A 17,698-nucleotide genomic window follows, 5' to 3' on the forward strand; every position below is an offset into this window, starting at 1 on the left:
ATCTTCTGTTTGAATCTCCATCTGAATCTCCGCTTCTAGAACAGGAATTAAATGATAAACAGATTATAAAAAGTAAAATTATTTTTTTCATAGTCAAATTCTAAAGTGTTAAAAACCTAATTACATCCTGAACAGTAGCTTCTGTCCACATATTCTTTGCTATTTCCTGCCCAATAATAACAGCCACCTCTTGGTCCGACTTCTAACGGATAACCGTTGTATGTACAGCCATTTTTCTTTGAGTACGATTTTGATGATTTTTTCTTTTTAGAAGATTTTTTCTTCTTCTGTCTTTTAGCAAAAAATTCTGTATTTGAATAATTTTTTGCTGAAGCTTCGTAAGTTGTTGGGATTAATAATCCTAATGTCAATAAAGTAAAAAGTAGTTTTTTCATAGCCGTTTAATTATAATTTTCAATGGTTTGATGAAGTTCGCTTCTGTGATTATAAATCTCGTCTAGAGAACCAAGATTCATTTTCTCTCCAGAATCTTTCCCGTTATGGAATAACTCAATTAATTTTCTATTAGCTCCGAAATGAAATCTGCAAATTGGCTTTCTATTATTGTCATCCAACAGAATCCCGAAATAAGATTGTGTGTCTCTGTAAGCAATTCTTTCAGCAGAGATCTTCTCACGTAAAATGGCTTTTACAATTTGAAAAGCTTCTAATTCTTCTTCTGTAGTGATAACTTTTGAAGTCTCATTATTCTGATCAATGTTTGTCGTAGAAACAGTTGTTTTTTCTGTCTCGATATTATCATTAATAACCAAAGCAGATTTTAAACGGGAACTGATAGATTCCGAAATTGATAGGCTTAAAGCTCTTTTGGTATATTCTTTAAAAGCAACCATTCTATTCGCTGTTAGTGGTCTTTCGAAAAATCGATTAACCAATAACTTTACTATTTCGTCAGAAGGGTTTTCAATTTCTTTTTCGAATTCTTTTCTGATGGCTTTGATATATTTCAGAGCTTCTGCAGAATCCAAAATCGATTCAAGGTTGTAACCGGATTTCGTAAAACTCTCAAGAACTTTGATGGAACTATCTTTCAAATCATCAAGATTGATTGTGAAAAACGGCTTCTCATCCATAATATTTGGTTTTTCCAAATCGGTGTAAAAATTATAAGTAATTCCGTTAGTCAAAACTCCAAATCTGGCTTTGGAAACGTGATAGTAGCGATGAAGTTGCGAATTATGAGCATCTGCATTCTCTTTCCAACTTTTACACTCTATAATTAGAATGGGTTCGTTATCCTTTTTGATGACAAAATCAACTTTTTCGCCTTTCTTTGTTCCAATATCAGCAATGAATTCTGGAATTACCTCCGTCGGATTGAAAATATCATAACCAAGAATCTGGATAAATGGCATTACGAAAGCTGTTTTTGTTGCTTCTTCGGTTTGTATTTGGTCTTTGAGCCCATTAACACGTTGATGAAGTTGCTCTAGTTTTAATTTGAGTTCCATAGTTATTAAATTGTTTCGTCAATAGTTTCTGCAGTTGGCGCATTTTGTTTTACAGAAGCAATTCCGTTTTCCATTCCTTGTTTTGTGGAGTATAATTGGCTTTTGCCTATTATTTCTCCGTTCCCGGCTTTTAGAACAAAGTAATCTTTATCGTTTGTTGAAGTTCTTCTTTCAAATCTTGAATCGATTTGTGAATTAATTTTTACGGATTCTATTCCGTTTTTACATCCTGATTTTGTAAGATAACCTTCACTTGTCAAAATGATTTCTCCGTTTCCAGCTTTCAGATTAAATTGATATTCTCCGTCTTTCCTTTTTGTAATTATGAATTTTCCCATTGTTATTTTTTTACTTGTTTAACAATCCAAAAGTAGCCCTGTCTCAAATTCTTTTTTTACGGATTTCCGTAAAAACAAAAAAACTTTCAAAATCAATTTGAAAGTTTTTAATTAAATGTAATTATTGTAACAGATTAGATAATCCCGAAGTCTTTACAAAAAGCGATAAGTTGTTCATTGCTATTGATTTCTAAAGATTCTTTAATTTCTTTTAATCTTTTTTCAACGGCGCTCATGCTTGCAGGTTTGATGTTGTTTTCTTTCAAATAATCAGGTATGTTTTTAAGGAGAATTCCATTGGCTAATAAAGAGACAAGCAAAGTGTCATATTCAGAAAATTCGAAAGAATTTCTTTCAGAGCTGTTCGTTTTCAAATCATAAGAAATATATTTTTCCCCATTGTAAACTGCTCTTATTGCTTTTTTCAAATCTTTGACGTCTTCTCTACCTTTTTTTACATAACCGTTGATTTGCTGTTCCTTGAAAAGTTTCTCAATAATAACTTCCTTTTTTTCAACGGAGAAAACAATAATTTTCAGATTTGGTTGAAGTTCTCTTGCTGCAGAAATAAGCTGTTGACCATTTTTAAGATCCTGTTCTCTATGATCCTCATCAAAGGAAAGGTCTGTAATCAATAGTTCGAAGGGATTGTTTTCTTGTAAACTCATTTTGATTCTGCTAAATGCATCATCGCAATAATTTACATATTTTGGATTGGCAATTTTTAAGTCTTCTAATGCTTTTTGGACAGATATATTAGAACTTTCGTAATCTTCGGCAATAAGAATTTTTGTAAACATAGGTATTATTTTAGACTGGAAATGAAATGTTGATTTTCAATAGATTATTGGTTTCTGTGTCAAAAATAATTGTTCCGTTGATAGCATTAATACGGTTTTCCATATTTTGCAATCCATTTTTTGGAGAAAGATTCTTAATTCCTATTCCGTTGTCTGTATATGAGATATTTATTCTCGAATTGTCTTTAGAAAATTTAATGGAAACGATATTTGCCTGGCTGTGCTTTTTCATATTGGTCATCAATTCCTGAAGGATGAGGTAAACTTCTGTTTTATTCTGAAAATTAACACTTTCCCATAATTTTTCAGTATTTCCATTGGAAATTAATTTTACTGAACCAGAAGAATATGAATCCAGCATTTTATGAAGTTGCTCAGAGAAATTCTGATTTTCGTTGACTTCTTTATTGTCGTAAGAGATATCTCTGGAAGTTTCATAAGCATTTTCCAATCCGAACAGCAGAGAATCTTTATCAATTATTTCTGTATTTTCAACTTGTGACATCAATTGATAAATTCTGTTGGCGACTTTGTCGTGGACTTTTTTGGAATATTTCAGTTCAGTATTTTTTACTTCTAATAGTTTTTCCTGCCGGAGTATTTTTTGCCTTCTTCTGTAATAAAAATAGGCGAAAATAAGCAATCCAAATAGTGAGATTACAATAATATTTCTAACAATGATTTTATTCTGCCTTTCAGTGCTTTCAGCCTTGGCTTTCAGAAAATCTGCTTTATTTTTTTCAGTTTCATATCGGATGAGAGCAAATTGATTCTTAGCTTTATTTCTTGCGGTTTGAAGACTGTCACTAAGGTTTTGATAAACTTGAAAATAATGTTTTGAATTTTGAGAATTTTCTAGAGTAATTAATTTTTGCAAAGCTTCTATCTGATCATCTGGGCTTTTGATTTGCCTGGCTACATCTAACATTTTTTTTGCATAGATTTTTGCAGAGTCTGGATTAGATCTCAGATAATAATCGGCAATATGTGCATAACTGGAATTGAGCCCCCAATTATCATTTTCCTTGAGTCTTATATTTAGAGCTTTTTGAAATTCTGGAATGGGATTGTAATTTTTATTCTGGAGCCATTTTGTAAATGCAAGATTTGTTAAAGTTTTTGAATAGATGATACCATTAATATTGTCAATCTTTAATGCATCATTGTATATATTTATTGCTTGATTATAGTTTTTATTGTTCGTGTAACTATTTCCAAGATTATTTTGATAAAGAGCTTTATCTTGTAAATCTGAACTAAAATTTAGTGCTTGTGTATAAAATCTAATTGCTTCGCGATAGTTTTTTAATTTGGCAGCAGCAATGCCTAGAGAGTTATAGTTTATAGATAAATATTTATATTGTAAACTATCTTTATTATTGAAATAATGCAAAGCAGACAAACTGGTTTCTTGACTACCGAAATAATCACCTTTGTTTTCCTGGATAATAGCCAGATTGGTCAGGCATTTTCCAACTCCAAAGCTGTCATTTTCTTGAAGAAAAATATCTTTTGCTTTATAAAAGTATGAAAAAGAACTATCAATTTGCCCGTTGTCTCTAAGCTCAAAAGCTATATCATAAAAATGATTAGTAAAGTTTTTTTTTTCAATAGTCGATTTCTCGGAGCAACTTATAATACAAATGATTAATAATAAATAAAAAAATTTCAAGATGTTAGTTTTTATCAAATTTAAAAAAAATAGCGAAAGAACTTTCTTTCGCTATTAATTTATTATCCACCAATAATTTTCGGAGGGATTGGATGTCCGGTATCACCTCCTGTTGGTGGTGCAGGATTCGGATTTGCGATTGTTGGTGTATTACCATCATTTCCGCAGTTAGAAGTATTATAATCTGAAGGATTTGAAATTAATCCCAATAATATTAAAAGTAAGTTTAACATTGTTTTAAAAATTTAAAAATTTGCATTGGTGTTCTTCCTCGCGAAACAGATCACGAGTAGGTTTACACATTGTTGAAAAAAGAAGCGCTTCTTAAATTTTTGGGAAGTGACCTTCAAAAACGGAAGAGAAATTTCTGCTTCCCAAGCCAGAGATTGTCCTCCGTCTTATCAGGTTGTTTTTTGAAACCAGTTTTGTAACTTTGTTTTTGTAAGGTTTTGTTTATCACTGATTTCTGATTACAAATTTCAATCAAATAGGGTCTTTTTTCCTAGACAGAAGCTGGACACGATTTGGACACGGATTGTATCATCTTTATGGAAAACCGTAATTTTTCAGACAGGGATTTGTCTAATTTGGACACGTAATTAATTCTTCAATTAAAATATATGTATGAAAAGAAGAAAACTTTAGTTAAAACAGCTTTTGAGCAAGCAGAAAAAGAGCTTTCTAAAAATGGGAAAAGCCCAAGAGCATCGTATATAAATTCTCTGTTCGAAGAGAAATTTGGATTTGCAAAAAATGAAAGGACTTTTGTAAGGTATTATACAGACCTAGTAGAAAAAAATATCGACTATGATATTGATGGTATTACATTGGACCAATTAAGTAAATACGTGGGATATAAAGATTACGATGATTTTTGTAAGAACTTTACATTAACAAAAACGACTGGCGACTCAACAACAGTAAAGGTTAGTATTAACGATGATGAAGAATCGATTTCAGAGAAATTTTCTAAAATATTTATTACAGTAACTAATAATCCTATTTTTAATATTCCGGAATTTTTGACTAAACATAGCAACTTAGGAATCATTGGGGCAATTCTTTGTGGCGGTTTGTTTGTTGGAAATAAAATGTATAAAGCAGATGAAAAGAAACCTGAAATAGTAACTAATGGAAATAGATTAGGGTTATTATCTGCAACGAAGCAGTGTATGTATTGGAACGGAAAAGAATATGTTCCGGAAGATTGTAATCAGACTAAAAATAATTTAATTGCAATTGATCCTAAAAAAGTGGCTAATTTCAAAAAGATAACTCAGCCTGATACAATTAGTTCTATTAAAAATATTTGGTATTCTAAGTATCAGAACGAAGTAGAGTTTTTTACAGATAATGGAATCAATCCGGAAAACGGAAGTGATCTGCGTCCGCTTACTTATTATATTCTTGAAAAATATACAGTTAGGGAAGAGTAGAAACAAAAAAAAACTCCGCCCAAAAGCAGAGTTCCAATTTATTTAAAAGCGAATTTTACATTCTATTCACTACATTAATTCCTAACATAGATAACGATTTCTTAATTGTTTTTCCAGCCAGGTCAGACAACTGAAGACGGAATTGTTTTGCCTGCTCATCATCCTGATTCAAGATTGGATTGTTTTGGTAGAAAGAGTTGTAAGCTTTTACTAATTCATAAACATAATTTGCAACCAGAGCCGGACTTAGAGATTCCGCAGCTTTGCTCACAACATCTTTGGATTCGGACAAAAGTATAATCAAATCCTTCTCGTTTTCATTCGGAAGATATGTCCCCAAATCTTCTTTGGCAGAATAATCAGCCTTAGCCAAAAGCGACTGAATTCTCGCATAAGTATATTGAATAAAAGGTCCTGTATTTCCATTAAAATCAATACTTTCTGCAGGATTGAAAAGCATTTTTTTCTTCGGATCTACTTTCAGGATGAAATATTTCAAAGCACCCAATCCAACAGTTTCGTAAGAACGCTCTTTCTCTTCATCACTCAAATTCTCCAACTTGCCCAATTCCTGAGATTTTTCCTTCGCAGTCTGATACATTTCCTGAACCAAATCATCGGCATCAACCACAGTTCCCTCACGGGATTTCATTTTTCCTTCTGGCAATTCTACCATTCCGTAAGACAAATGGAAGAGTTGGTCAGCCCATTCATAACCCAATTTTTTTAGGATTTTGAAAAGTACTTGAAAGTGATAATCCTGCTCATTTCCAACAGTATAAATCAGTTTTTGAATATCATTATCTTTGAAACGCTCCACAGCAGTTCCCAAATCCTGAGTCATATAAACCGAAGTTCCATCAGAACGCAATAACAGTTTTTGGTCAAGACCTTCGTCGGTCAAATCACACCAAACAGAACCGTCCTCTTTTTTATAGAGAATCTCGTCTTGTAAACCTTTCTGAATCAAGTCTTTCCCAAGAATGTAGGTATTGCTCTCGTACTGAACCTGGTCAAAATTAACACCCAATCTGGAGTAAGTTTGATTAAATCCTGCATAAACCCATCCGTTCATCATTTCCCAAAGTTTGCGAACTTCTGGGTCGTTTTGTTCCCATTTCAAAAGCATTTCCTGAGCTTCGATGATAGATGGCGCTTGTTTTTTCGCTGTTTCTTCGTCGATGCCGTCAGCAACCATTGCCTTGATTTCTGATTTATACAATTTATCAAATTCTACGTAATAGTTTCCGACCAATTTATCGCCTTTCAAGCCAGTAGATTCCGGCGTTTCTCCGTTCCCGAATTTCTCCCAAGCCAACATAGATTTGCAGATATGAATCCCACGGTCGTTGATGATTTGAGATTTGATAACATTATAGCCGTCCGCTTTCAGAATTTCGGCAACAGAAAAACCGAGAAGATTATTTCTGATGTGTCCCAAATGGAGCGGCTTGTTGGTGTTAGGCGAAGAATATTCCACCATTACCGTTTGATTTTTCGGCGTTACGTTATCAAAATCGTTGCTGATTTCGGATAATTGCTCGGCGAACAATTGGTCTTTGATTTTTAGGTTAAGAAAACCTTTTACCACATTGAAGTTCTCAACAAAATCAATTTGATTTTTCACTTCTTCGCCCAATTCGTTTCCGATAACATCCGGACTTTTTTTCGCCTGTTTCACCAAAGGAAAAATGACGATAGTGAAATCACCTTCAAACTCAGTTTTATTTTTCTGGACTTCCAGCGTTACGCCTTCGATTCCGTAGAGCTGAGCGATGATTTCGGTTATTTTTGACTGTATATTTTGTTTAATATTCATTTCGGAATTTTGTGTTGCAAATTTAACAATTTAAAATAGGTTTTTCACGCAAAGTCAAGAATTATAATCAGCTTAATGAATTGACTTTGGTTAGAGTAGTCTCGCAGATTAGGCAGATAAAGCAGATATTTAATAAAAGAATCTGCAAAATTTGCTAAATCTGCGAGGGATCAATGAAGAATCATTTAGCAATTAATTCCCCACTATTAGCTAAAGCTTTCCTCTTGCTCAACCTTAAAAATCGAATCACCAGAAGAATCGCAGAAATCGTCAATCCGATTCCCAAAGCGATCCACATCCCGAAAGCACCCATTTTCAGAGTTACACAAAGAAAATAGCCAACTGGAATCGTGAAAATCCAATAGGCTAAAAATGTAATCACACTCGGGATTTTCACATCCTGGATTCCTCTCAAACAACCTAAAGCTGTTACCTGGATTCCGTCTGATAATTGGAATAATGCGGCAATAATCATTAATTTAGAAGCTAAGTTGATTACCAAAACATCACTTTCTTTTGTAAAAAAGTGGGGCAGAACATTTCTGAAAAGAATAAACATCAACCCACAGAATCCCATATAAATCAAGGTTAATTTGAAATTATTAATCCCGATTTTTCTCAATCCTTCAAAGTCTTTAACACCCATTTTATTTCCAATCATTACCGTAGAAGCCACACTGAATCCAATACAAAGATTGAAAGTAAATGAAGCCATCGACAACGCAATCTGATGCGAAGCAATATCGGTAGAGCTTATCAATCCACAGATGAAAGCAGCAGCCGCAAAAGCAGTCACTTCAAAAAACATTTGCAAAGCGGTTGGTAAGCCAAGTTTGAACATTTTGTTGAACATCTCCTTTGTAAAAAGACTTATTTTCAAAGAGAACTCTTTGATGTAACGTCTTGTTTTTGGCTCTTTTACCAAAACATAATATAGGAAAACCACCATAAAGATTCTTGCCAAAAGTGTTGCTAATGCAGAACCCTGAACGCCCATTGCTGGTAATCCGAAAAGCCCTTTGATAAAGACGTAATTCAAAACGATGTTAATGACGTTGGCGATGATGGTTGCTTTGGTAACGCCAATTGTAAATGACAAACCTTCCGAAACTTCTCTCAAAGTCTGGAACATCATAAACGGAATCATCGTAAATGCCATTATGCTAAGGAAACTAATAGTGTTTGGGATAATTTCTTTCGGCTGATCCATATGATAAATCAATGGAAGTCCGCATAACAAAATAATCATCAGTAATGTTCCGATTCCCAGATTAATTACAAATCCGTGTCTGAAAACGGAATTAATCACATCGTGTTTTTGCTGTGAATTGGCTTCCGAAACCAAAGGCGGAATTGCGAAAGAAAATCCTAACGCCAATACGAAAATGGAAAAGAATAATGCATTTCCCAAAGACACCGATGCCAAAGCCTGAGCGCCCAAAAGTTTACCAACGATAATGTTATCGAACAGGTTTACAGAAACTTGCCCAACTTGTGTCAGCATCACAGGAAGTGCTAACTTCAGTCCTTCCTGCGTATATTGTTTGTTTAAAAAGTTCATTTTATTTCATATAATTTTATTAAAAGAAAAGTCATAATCGCAAACTTTTCATTTTTATTCAAAAAAAACCGTCTCGTTGAAAAGAACGAGACGGTCAAATATTTTTATTTATTTAATCTCATTTCTTTACAAAACTCGCCACGTCGTCAGCAGTCACAGGATCTGCACCTAAGATGATTAATCTTTCTACCACATTTCTAAGTTCTCTGATGTTTCCTGTCCAGTCAAATTGCTGCAAAGCCTTAATCGATTTTTCATCAAATTTCTTTGGCGAAGTTCCATTTTCATTAGCAATAATCTGGGTGAAATATTCTACCAGCAAAGGGATGTCTTCTTTCCTGTCATTCAAAGACGGAACATTGATTTCTATAACAGAAAGTCTGTGGAACAAATCTTCCCTGAATTTTCCGGCTTCGATTTCCTTGGTCAAATTCTTGTTGGTTGCCGCAATGACCCGTACATCCACTTTGATTTCCTTATCACTTCCAACAGGAGAAACCTTGCTTTCCTGTAAAGCTCTTAATACCTTTGCCTGAGCTACCAAACTCATATCTCCAATCTCATCAAGGAAAATAGTTCCGCCGTTCGCTTGTTCAAATTTTCCGGATTTATCTTTGATGGCACCAGTGAAAGAACCTTTTACGTGTCCAAATAGTTCGCTTTCAATCAGTTCTGAAGGGATTGCAGCGCAGTTCACCTCAACCATTGGTCCTCTGGAACGCTCGCTTTGCGAATGAATGGCGTGAGCTACCAATTCTTTACCAGCACCGTTTGGTCCGGTGATCATCACTCTTGCGTCAGAAGGCGCCACTTTATCGATGATTTCCTGGATTCTTTTAAGTGCTGCAGATTCTCCGACCATTTGGTATTTTTTGTTGACCTTTTTCTTCAGCTGAGAATTTTCCTGCTTCAAATTAGAGTTAGCCTTTTGCAGATTGCCTTTGTCTAATGCGTTTTTTACACTGGTTATCAACCTGTTGATGTCAATAGGTTTTGAAATGAAATCGTAAGCTCCTTCTTTCAGACAGCTGACGGCAGTGTCAATATCTGCGTGACCGGAAATCATCACAAATGTTGTCTCCGGCTTTAGCTGGAGGCTTTGTTTCAGAAGTTCGGTCCCGGAAATTTTTGGCATTTTGATATCAGAAATCACCAGAGAAAAATCGTCTTTTTCTATGAATTTGAATCCTTCCAGACCGTCTTCGGCAATTTCGAATTGGTAGTCAGGAAGCTCGTCTGATAAAATACTGTGTAGAACTCCGGATATTGCTTTTTCGTCTTCTACTATTAAGATTTTCTGCATAGGGGCAAATATAGTGATTTTAGATTTCGTAAAACGAATTAATTACGAATGAATATTTTCAAATTTCGAAAACTTCATAGCAAATTCTCTGCCGAATTTTGACGCTCATGGTTCAGGTCTGGCCGCAATAGCGATAGAAACGGTTATCCTTTTGTCTTGTTTTGCAAAACAAGACAAAAGATAATAGTGGATAGCGCGACCCGAGCTGTGGCAAATGCCTGGGCGAGGGGATTGCCCCAATATTTATAATTGCTGAATGATAATTAATCTACAATCAATTTCTTGGTAATCTGCTGATCTTCCACTTTGAATGTTCCTAAATAAATCCCTTTCGGAATTGTAGAAATGTTAATCCTGGTCTGATTGTCTGTTTTGCTGAGGATTTTACCTTCCAAATCTGTAATGGTAAAGCTGAAACGTTGGGTTTTGCTGTTTAGAAATTCCAATTGCAGATAATCCTTCGCCGGATTCGGATAGAATCTGAAGCTCATTGCGATTTCTTTGGGCGTGCACACATCCAAAGTCTGACCTGCAACCGCAAAATGCTGAACTGCTCCTGTTGTAGCTTTTGCTATGTTGTAGATATAAACAGGATCCAGATTGACGTATTTATCATTAGCGGTATGGGCGTAAGGCGTTTCATTATACTCAAATAAGCCGGTGATGATTTCTCCGTTAGCCTGGAAAGGCATATAATCTGAAGCATAAGCGTAACTCAGATTGGTTTTCAGCGGCGAATACAAAGTCACACAATTCATCAATTGTTGTGTAAAAGTATTGGAAGCCGAATTGTTGGAACTAGGACTGTTAGATTCGTCTCTCTCGCAGGTGATGGTATCATTGGTTTTTCCTTTCACTCCGCCAACTTCATCGATGTTAAGAACCAACCGGATGCTCATTTTCGGACTTGTAGCATTCACAACACTTGAAACATAATGAGCGGAACCTAGCAAACCTTGCTCCTCACCGGAAAAATTGATGAACTTGATAGAATAATCCGTTGGAACATTTTTTAGAAGTCTGGCAACTTCCAGGATTACAGAAACACCACTTCCGTTGTCATTGGTTCCGGTTCCGGTAATTGTATCATAATGGCCGCAGACAATAACGTAAGTGTTGGGATACTTGGTTCCTTGTTTTGTAACGATGATATTAGATGTTGATTGTCCGTTGTAAGTGAAAGTGTCTTTTGTGATTTCAGCATCGGTGTAACCAAAAGAAATATATTTGTTTCTGAGCCAGGTATATGCATTATTGTTGGCTGCAGAACCTGTGGTTTTCACACCCAAGCTTTCAAATTCCTGCAGATAAGTATTGATATTGGTTTGGGAAACCTGATTACTGATATCGGCGTAAGCCTGATTGAATGTTTGAGAATTTGCTAAAAATCCAAGTAAAAACAAACCAAATAGAAGACGTTTTTTCATTACGTAATAATAATTGACAAATATAAAATAAAAAGGAGAAGACTTATAAAAATCTTCTCCTTTCGTTGTGAAAAACTATTACTAACTTAAAAACTAATTGGTTGCTTTTCTTACTTCTGCTTTCACATCTTCTGCAGCATCTTTGGTTTTTTCCCATGCATCAGAAGCAGTGTCTTTGGTGGTTTCCCACGCTTTATCGGCAAAATCCTTGGTATCTTCCCACGCATCGGAAAGATTTGATTTTAGATTATCGAAGAAACCTTCTCTCGTCGGCTCTTCATTCTTTCTTTTTTGTTCATCAATATAATTCCGCGCTCTGTCTGCATATTCATTCACTTTGCTTTTAGCTGTGTCGGCTGCATTTTCTAAAGAATTTTCAGTTTTGTTAACAGCTCTTTCTGCATCATTGTATTTTTCGTCGTGCGTACTCATAATATTTTGTTTTTGGGTTAATATTGAAAAATTTGATTTGATGCTAATCAATTATTCAATTAGAATGCCGCAAAGTCTTAATGAACGTTAATCTTTTGTTTCGAATTTATAATGTTTACTAAATTGACATCAAAATTAAAAGTAATGGAAAAAATCAGATGTGCGTGGTGCGGAACCGACGAGTTATACCAAAAATATCACGATGAAGAATGGGGAAGATTGGTGACGGATGATGCTACAATGTTTGAGTTTTTGATTCTTGAGAGTTTCCAAGCTGGATTGAGCTGGATTACGATTCTGAGAAAAAGAGAAACATTCAGGAAAGCATTTGATAACTTCAATTATAAGAAGATTGCGAAATACGGAGAAGATAAAATCGAAGAATTAATGCAAGACTCAGGAATCGTTCGAAATCGATTGAAGATTAATGCGGCCATTTCCAATGCTCAAAAATTTATGGAACTTCAGAAAGAATTTGGAAATTTTTATGATTACATCTCAACATTCACAGGTGGAAACCGAATCGTAAATACATGGAAGGTTCACACAGAAGCACCCGCAACGACAGAATTGTCTGATGCAATCAGCAAGGATTTAAAGAAAAGAGGGTTTAAATTTCTGGGTTCAACGGTTATATATTCTCATCTTCAGGCAACAGGAATTGTAGATGACCACATAGAACGTTGTTTTGTGAGAAATTAAGTTTGAGGCTTTGAGACTGGGAGAGTTTTAGTGTCAGAGAAAGATTGATTTTCATTTCATAAACTCTCTGACACTCCAACTCACAAACTATCTTACTTAATAATTCTGTCAAGTACCCATTCTATCATCATTTTCTCAGAAGCGTGATGGTCGCTTGCAAATTCGCCACGTCTTCTGTTGGCGATAACGCAGTTCACAGTGATTGCTTTATGACCTAGTAGTTTTGATAACGCATAAATTGCCGAAGTTTCCATTTCAAAGTTGGAAACACCGAGGTCATTCAATGTTTCAAGGAATTGGTCATCCAAAGCTTTCAATCTCAACTGGCGGCCTTGTGGTGCATAGAATCCAGGGAAAGTCGCTGTGTTGCCTTTATATTTAGCATCCGCATAATAATCTGCAATATCTTCGGCATAATTGGAGAAATATAACATTGGCTTGATTCTCTCGTAAGGGAATTTTTCCAGGAAATTCTTACTGAATTCATTTTCAAAATTATAATCCTGATAAAAATGCATAAGTCCGTCCAGACCCACTACGTTTTCCGTTACCAGCATATTATTAACTTCGATATCAGGGTTCACACTTCCGCAAGTTCCCATACGGAAAAGCTCCAGCGACTTATGCTCTTTTTTGAATTCTTTCTCTTTCAAATCGATGTTGACCAAAGCATCCAATTCGTTCATCACGATATCAATGTTTTCTGTCCCGATTCCCGTTGACATTACCGTGATTCTCTCGCCACGCAAAGTTCCTGTATGCGTATAGAATTCTCTTTTGTTCTTTTTAATTTCGATAGTGTCGAAGAATTTAGAAACTTTCGGAACTCTGTCAGGATCGCCTACAAGAAGTACTTTGTCTGCAAGGTCTTCCGGAAGAAGGTTAAGGTGGTAAACACTTCCGTCGTCATTTAGAACCAATTCAGAAGCTGCTAGTTTGTTAATCATATTATTTATATTATAATTTTAAATTTTAGATTTTAAATTAAAGATTACAATTTCTGAGTGTTTGGTTAAGTGCAAACATTTATCATTTAAAATTTATAATCTATAATTCATCATTTTGTTTATCCTCCTACACGTTTGGTTTTGTAACCAAGGTCTTTCAGGATGTTCATTATTTTGTCACGGTTGTCGCCTTGGATGATGATGATGCCGTCTTTTTCCGAGCCACCAATTCCAAGTGTTGTTTTGATTTTTTTCGAAATCTCTTTCAATCCTTCATCATCGCCTTCCCAACCTTCTATCAAAGTTACCGGTTTTCCGTTCCGGCCTTTCTTTTCGAATTTGCACACCAAAGGTTCTTTCTGTTTGAACACTTCTTTCGGCATTTCAAAATCCTGCTCTTCGTGGTCAGGGAAAAGGTTTTTCAGTTGGTCTCTTAAGTCCATTTTAATTTTTTAAAAAAGGGTCTTAAAGTTAATCATATTTATCAATCTGCAAAAAATAAGTTGAGAAATTCTACCAATGCTTTTCCATTTCGTAAATTTGTAATAACAAAACAAAATCAACAATGTCAAAAAAAGCAATTCTTGCAATATTAGATGGCTGGGGAATCGGGCCAAATCCTGCTGTTTCAGCCATTGCTCAGGCCAAAACACCTTTTATGGATTATGCCTTGAAAACTTTTCCAAATACAACACTTGAAGCGAGCGGATTAGCGGTTGGATTGCCGGCCGGACAAATGGGGAACTCGGAAGTAGGACATATGAATTTGGGCGCTGGTCGTGTAGTTTACCAAAATCTTGTAAAACTGAATATGGCTGTGGAAAACGGAAGTCTTGGAAAAGAACCTGTGATCCAACAAGCCTTCGAATATGCTAAAGCGAATAACAAAAAAGTACATTTCATTGGGTTGGTTTCTGATGGGGGTGTCCATTCCCATATCAACCATCTGAAAGGATTGCTGACGGCGGCTCACGAATTTGGATTTACGGACAAAGTTTATGTTCACGCTTTTACAGATGGCCGTGACTGTGATCCAAAATCAGGGAAAGGTTTTATAGAAGATTTATTAAATCATATGAAGTCCACTACAGGAAAACTGGCTTCTGTTATCGGCCGTTATTATGCGATGGACAGAGACAAACGTTGGGAACGTGTAAAGCTGGCCTACGATCTTCTGGTAAATGGCGTTGGGAAAGAAACCAAGGATTTTGTTCAGGCGATTCAGGAGTCTTACAACGAAGATGTGACGGATGAATTCATTAAGCCTATTGTCGGAGTTCAGAATCATTTCCCTATTGCGAAGATCGAAGACCACGATGTCGTCATTTGTTTCAATTTCCGTACAGACAGAGGTCGCGAGATTACAGAAGTACTTTCTCAGCAGGATTTCCCGGAATATGGAATGAAGAAGCTGGATCTATATTATGTGACTTTGACAAACTACGATAAGACATTCCAGAATGTAAGAGTTGTTTTTGATGAAAATGTTCTTCAGAAAACAATGGGCGAAGTTTTGGAAGCGTCTGGTAAATCTCAAATCAGAATTGCTGAAACGGAAAAATATCCGCACGTTACATTCTTTTTCTCAGGTGGTCGCGAAGCAGAATTCGTTCAGGAAAGACGTTTGCTTTGTCCAAGCCCGAAAGATGTTCCGACCTACGATCTGAAACCGGAAATGTCGGCTTACGACATCACGAATACCATTGTCCCGGAACTGGAGAAAGAATCTGCGGATTTCATCTGTCTTAACTTTGCCAACACAGATATGGTGGGTCACACCGGTGTTTTTTCGGCGGCGGTGAAAGCAGCAGAAGTGGTGGACGAATGCATCCAGAAAGTTGCAACGACGGCTTATGAGCACGGTTATGCGGTTTTCATTTTGGCAGATCACGGTAACTCTGATGTAATGATCAATCCGGACGGAAGCCCAAACACGCAGCATTCCACAAACCTTGTTCCTTTCATTGTGATGGATAAAGACCACACCTGGAATCTGACACCGGGAAAATTGGGCGATGTCGCACCAACCATTCTGAAAGTAATGGGTGTTGATATTCCCGAAGAAATGACAGGAAATGTTTTGGCTAACTAAAGCCTGATATAAATAAAATTGAAAGTCGGTTTTTTTACCGGCTTTTTTAATTTTTGGTGTAAATTCGTTTATTAATTCATAATAATTATGACGGGCAGACTGCTTTTCTGTTGTATTTTGATTGTAAATCTTGTTTTTGGGCAAAATATTTTGCCTGATGATACTGATTACAATACTAAGAAAAGTGAAGAGCTGGCTTCTTTAGCGATATCGTACTTTAAAAAGAATGATCTTAAAAAATCGACGGAATTACTTTTCAAAGCCAAAGAATATGCAGAGAAAACCGATGATTATGCCTTGATTGCCAGGATGAACGGTTCAATCGCTCATCAATATGTCCAATTGAATCTGAATGATAAAGCAAAATTCTACCTCGATAATGCCATAAAACAAATCAACAAGTTACCCGAAAGCGATAAGAAAAAACTGCTTAAAACCTTGTCTTATCTGGAAATCGGGAATATCGAGTTTGATGAAGAAAATTATCAAAAAGCCAGCGAATTTTATAAAAAATCGCTCAAAGAAATTGAACTGGTGAAAAATCCTGATGCCCAAACCGTTTATCATCACAGGCGTTCGCTTTATAATATCGGTAATTCTTACTATTATCTCAAAAATGATTCAGCCGAAATCTATCTGAACAAAGCTTTAGCAATTAAAAATAATTACAATAGGGAAATTGATTATTTCATTTATAACGCTTTGTCACAGGTTTACGCGGAAAGGAAAGATTATCAACGCGCCATTGATACTTTGAAGGTGGTGCTTAAGCATAGGAATGATCTTGATACGCGTTTGCTTTCCGACATTTATTACAATCTTTCTCAGGATTACAAAGCGCTGAATGACCAGAAGCAATATTCGTTATACAACGAACAATATATTACGCTGAGCCGGGCGATCAAAGAAAGTGAAATGAAGGCCATTTCTTCCGCTATTAATGCTGAGCAGAAAGATTATAAGGAAGCGATTTCCGATGCGGACAGTTCTAAGAAAAGTGTTGTCATCATTTCGGTAGTCTGTGTTTGGATATTAGCCTGTACTATTATCTTTTTGTTGTATCGCCGGAAAAAGGAAAGAAAGGCTTTCGAAAACATCATCGAAAAATTGGAATCTGATAAAAATTTAGTCGAAGACAATCTTCCGGAATCCACTGTGGAAATCCAAAAAGAATCGACCATTCAGATGCCTAATTCTGTCGAACAGGATTTGCTGGAGAAACTCCAAAAGTTTGAAGAATCACAAAAATTTACCAATCCGAAATTAACTATTGCAAGCCTTGCGCTTCAGTTGAAAACCAACACGAGCTATCTTTCCGAAGTGATTAATAAATATAAAGGCAAGAATTTCAATACTTACATCAACGAGCTGAGAATTGCTTACATCTGCCAGAAAATTTATAATCATAAAGAGTATCAGAATTACAAAATAAGCTACTTGGCGGAAGAATCCGGCTTTGCTTCACACAGTGCTTTTGCTACCGTTTTCCGAAATATTACTGGTATTTCACCTTCTGTATTCATTCGCGAAGCTTCTAAAAATCAATCCTCGTAATAAGAGGTTTTTAATTTTAAGTTGTTGATAGTCAGATTTTTGATTTACAGTTTTTATTTTAAAAATCAAGGATTTCGAAAGTGTTGGCGTTGGATTTGACAAAATTCTAGTATAGTTTAGCATCAAATAATATTTTGAAGATT

Annotated in this window: 17 protein-coding genes; 4 read left to right on the forward strand and 13 right to left on the reverse strand. The window is 35.6% G+C overall.

All coding sequences use genetic code 11. From position 1 onward, the window contains the following. Positions 1-116: 116 nt before the first annotated feature. The 6 genes from BXY58_RS14730 to BXY58_RS16985 all read right to left on the reverse strand — a co-directional run bounded on the left by BXY58_RS14730 (position 117) and on the right by BXY58_RS16985 (position 4,515). Positions 117-395: a hypothetical protein gene (locus tag BXY58_RS14730; RefSeq protein WP_120214632.1), complete on the reverse strand. Its 279-nt coding sequence runs from the start codon at positions 393-395 to the stop codon at positions 117-119. 6 nt (positions 396-401) lie between these two features. Further along, positions 402-1,472 carry a type I restriction endonuclease gene (locus BXY58_RS14735; protein WP_120214633.1) on the reverse strand — a complete coding sequence of 357 codons (1,071 nt, stop codon included), beginning with the start codon at positions 1,470-1,472 and terminating at the stop codon, positions 402-404. Positions 1,473-1,477: 5 nt separating this feature from the next. Continuing rightward, positions 1,478-1,810 carry a YegP family protein gene (locus tag BXY58_RS14740; protein WP_120214634.1) on the reverse strand — a complete coding sequence of 111 codons (333 nt, stop codon included), beginning with the start codon at positions 1,808-1,810 and terminating at the stop codon, positions 1,478-1,480. A 134-nt stretch (positions 1,811-1,944) separates the two neighbouring features. Then, positions 1,945-2,610, reverse strand: coding sequence for a response regulator (locus tag BXY58_RS14745; protein WP_120214635.1), 666 nt, complete (start codon positions 2,608-2,610; stop codon positions 1,945-1,947). Between the two features lie 10 nt (positions 2,611-2,620). After that, positions 2,621-4,282, reverse strand: coding sequence for a tetratricopeptide repeat-containing sensor histidine kinase (locus BXY58_RS14750; RefSeq protein WP_170144250.1), 1,662 nt, complete (start codon positions 4,280-4,282; stop codon positions 2,621-2,623). Positions 4,283-4,344: 62 nt separating this feature from the next. Next, positions 4,345-4,515 carry a hypothetical protein gene (locus BXY58_RS16985; RefSeq protein WP_170144251.1) on the reverse strand — a complete coding sequence of 57 codons (171 nt, stop codon included), beginning with the start codon at positions 4,513-4,515 and terminating at the stop codon, positions 4,345-4,347. A 387-nt stretch (positions 4,516-4,902) separates the two neighbouring features. Here BXY58_RS16985 and BXY58_RS14755 point away from each other — a divergent pair, with 387 nt between their 5' ends. Continuing rightward, entirely contained in the window at positions 4,903-5,718 is an 816-nt protein-coding gene (locus tag BXY58_RS14755; RefSeq protein WP_120214637.1) for a hypothetical protein, read from the forward strand. Between the two features lie 55 nt (positions 5,719-5,773). Here the strand turns inward: BXY58_RS14755 and argS are convergent, their stop codons facing one another. From argS to BXY58_RS14780, 5 genes are all read right to left on the reverse strand, one after another. After that, the gene (argS, locus tag BXY58_RS14760) at positions 5,774-7,537 is read right to left on the reverse strand and encodes an arginine--tRNA ligase (protein WP_120214638.1); all 1,764 of its coding nucleotides are present in this window, start codon (positions 7,535-7,537) and stop codon (positions 5,774-5,776) included. Positions 7,538-7,718: 181 nt separating this feature from the next. After that, the gene (locus tag BXY58_RS14765) at positions 7,719-9,098 is read right to left on the reverse strand and encodes an MATE family efflux transporter (RefSeq protein WP_120214639.1); all 1,380 of its coding nucleotides are present in this window, start codon (positions 9,096-9,098) and stop codon (positions 7,719-7,721) included. Positions 9,099-9,216: 118 nt separating this feature from the next. Further along, the gene (locus BXY58_RS14770; RefSeq protein WP_120214640.1) at positions 9,217-10,401 is read right to left on the reverse strand and encodes a sigma-54-dependent transcriptional regulator; all 1,185 of its coding nucleotides are present in this window, start codon (positions 10,399-10,401) and stop codon (positions 9,217-9,219) included. A 263-nt stretch (positions 10,402-10,664) separates the two neighbouring features. Beyond that, the gene (locus BXY58_RS14775; RefSeq protein WP_120214641.1) at positions 10,665-11,828 is read right to left on the reverse strand and encodes a M28 family peptidase; all 1,164 of its coding nucleotides are present in this window, start codon (positions 11,826-11,828) and stop codon (positions 10,665-10,667) included. A gap of 93 nt (positions 11,829-11,921) precedes the next feature. Then, the gene (locus tag BXY58_RS14780; protein ID WP_120214642.1) at positions 11,922-12,260 is read right to left on the reverse strand and encodes a hypothetical protein; all 339 of its coding nucleotides are present in this window, start codon (positions 12,258-12,260) and stop codon (positions 11,922-11,924) included. 144 nt (positions 12,261-12,404) lie between these two features. Here BXY58_RS14780 and BXY58_RS14785 point away from each other — a divergent pair, with 144 nt between their 5' ends. Further along, a complete protein-coding gene (locus tag BXY58_RS14785) occupies positions 12,405-12,962 on the forward strand; it encodes a DNA-3-methyladenine glycosylase I (RefSeq protein ID WP_120214723.1) in 558 nt (185 codons plus the stop codon). Positions 12,963-13,054: 92 nt separating this feature from the next. Here the strand turns inward: BXY58_RS14785 and BXY58_RS14790 are convergent, their stop codons facing one another. Both BXY58_RS14790 and BXY58_RS14795 read right to left on the reverse strand, forming a co-directional pair. After that, positions 13,055-13,909 (reverse strand): nucleoside phosphorylase, encoded by an 855-nt coding sequence (locus tag BXY58_RS14790; protein WP_120214643.1) that lies wholly within the window; start codon positions 13,907-13,909, stop codon positions 13,055-13,057. A 119-nt stretch (positions 13,910-14,028) separates the two neighbouring features. After that, complete coding sequence (locus BXY58_RS14795) at positions 14,029-14,352, reverse strand: translation initiation factor (protein ID WP_120214644.1); 324 nt, start codon at positions 14,350-14,352, stop codon at positions 14,029-14,031. Positions 14,353-14,474: 122 nt separating this feature from the next. Between BXY58_RS14795 and gpmI the strand changes: the two genes are divergently transcribed. Both gpmI and BXY58_RS14805 read left to right on the forward strand, forming a co-directional pair. Further along, a complete protein-coding gene (gene gpmI, locus BXY58_RS14800; protein ID WP_120214645.1) occupies positions 14,475-16,001 on the forward strand; it encodes a 2,3-bisphosphoglycerate-independent phosphoglycerate mutase in 1,527 nt (508 codons plus the stop codon). Positions 16,002-16,088: 87 nt separating this feature from the next. After that, complete coding sequence (locus tag BXY58_RS14805; protein WP_120214646.1) at positions 16,089-17,555, forward strand: helix-turn-helix domain-containing protein; 1,467 nt, start codon at positions 16,089-16,091, stop codon at positions 17,553-17,555. Positions 17,556-17,698 lie beyond the last annotated feature (143 nt).

The sequence above is a fragment of the Epilithonimonas arachidiradicis genome (assembly GCF_003610695.1).
Lineage (GTDB): Bacteria > Bacteroidota > Bacteroidia > Flavobacteriales > Weeksellaceae > Epilithonimonas > Epilithonimonas arachidiradicis.

Coding starts and splice junctions, on each gene's coding strand:
- BXY58_RS14730 (WP_120214632.1), bottom strand. CDS start 395: ATGAAAAAACTACTTTTTACTTTATTGACATTAGGATTATTAATCCCA.
- BXY58_RS14735 (WP_120214633.1), bottom strand. CDS start 1,472: ATGGAACTCAAATTAAAACTAGAGCAACTTCATCAACGTGTTAATGGG.
- BXY58_RS14740 (WP_120214634.1), bottom strand. CDS start 1,810: ATGGGAAAATTCATAATTACAAAAAGGAAAGACGGAGAATATCAATTT.
- BXY58_RS14745 (WP_120214635.1), bottom strand. CDS start 2,610: ATGTTTACAAAAATTCTTATTGCCGAAGATTACGAAAGTTCTAATATA.
- BXY58_RS16985 (WP_170144251.1), bottom strand. CDS start 4,515: ATGTTAAACTTACTTTTAATATTATTGGGATTAATTTCAAATCCTTCA.
- BXY58_RS14755 (WP_120214637.1), top strand. CDS start 4,903: ATGTATGAAAAGAAGAAAACTTTAGTTAAAACAGCTTTTGAGCAAGCA.
- argS (WP_120214638.1), bottom strand. CDS start 7,537: ATGAATATTAAACAAAATATACAGTCAAAAATAACCGAAATCATCGCT.
- BXY58_RS14765 (WP_120214639.1), bottom strand. CDS start 9,098: ATGAACTTTTTAAACAAACAATATACGCAGGAAGGACTGAAGTTAGCA.
- BXY58_RS14770 (WP_120214640.1), bottom strand. CDS start 10,401: ATGCAGAAAATCTTAATAGTAGAAGACGAAAAAGCAATATCCGGAGTT.
- BXY58_RS14775 (WP_120214641.1), bottom strand. CDS start 11,828: ATGAAAAAACGTCTTCTATTTGGTTTGTTTTTACTTGGATTTTTAGCA.
- BXY58_RS14780 (WP_120214642.1), bottom strand. CDS start 12,260: ATGAGTACGCACGACGAAAAATACAATGATGCAGAAAGAGCTGTTAAC.
- BXY58_RS14785 (WP_120214723.1), top strand. CDS start 12,405: ATGGAAAAAATCAGATGTGCGTGGTGCGGAACCGACGAGTTATACCAA.
- BXY58_RS14790 (WP_120214643.1), bottom strand. CDS start 13,909: ATGATTAACAAACTAGCAGCTTCTGAATTGGTTCTAAATGACGACGGA.
- BXY58_RS14795 (WP_120214644.1), bottom strand. CDS start 14,352: ATGGACTTAAGAGACCAACTGAAAAACCTTTTCCCTGACCACGAAGAG.
- gpmI (WP_120214645.1), top strand. CDS start 14,475: ATGTCAAAAAAAGCAATTCTTGCAATATTAGATGGCTGGGGAATCGGG.
- BXY58_RS14805 (WP_120214646.1), top strand. CDS start 16,089: ATGACGGGCAGACTGCTTTTCTGTTGTATTTTGATTGTAAATCTTGTT.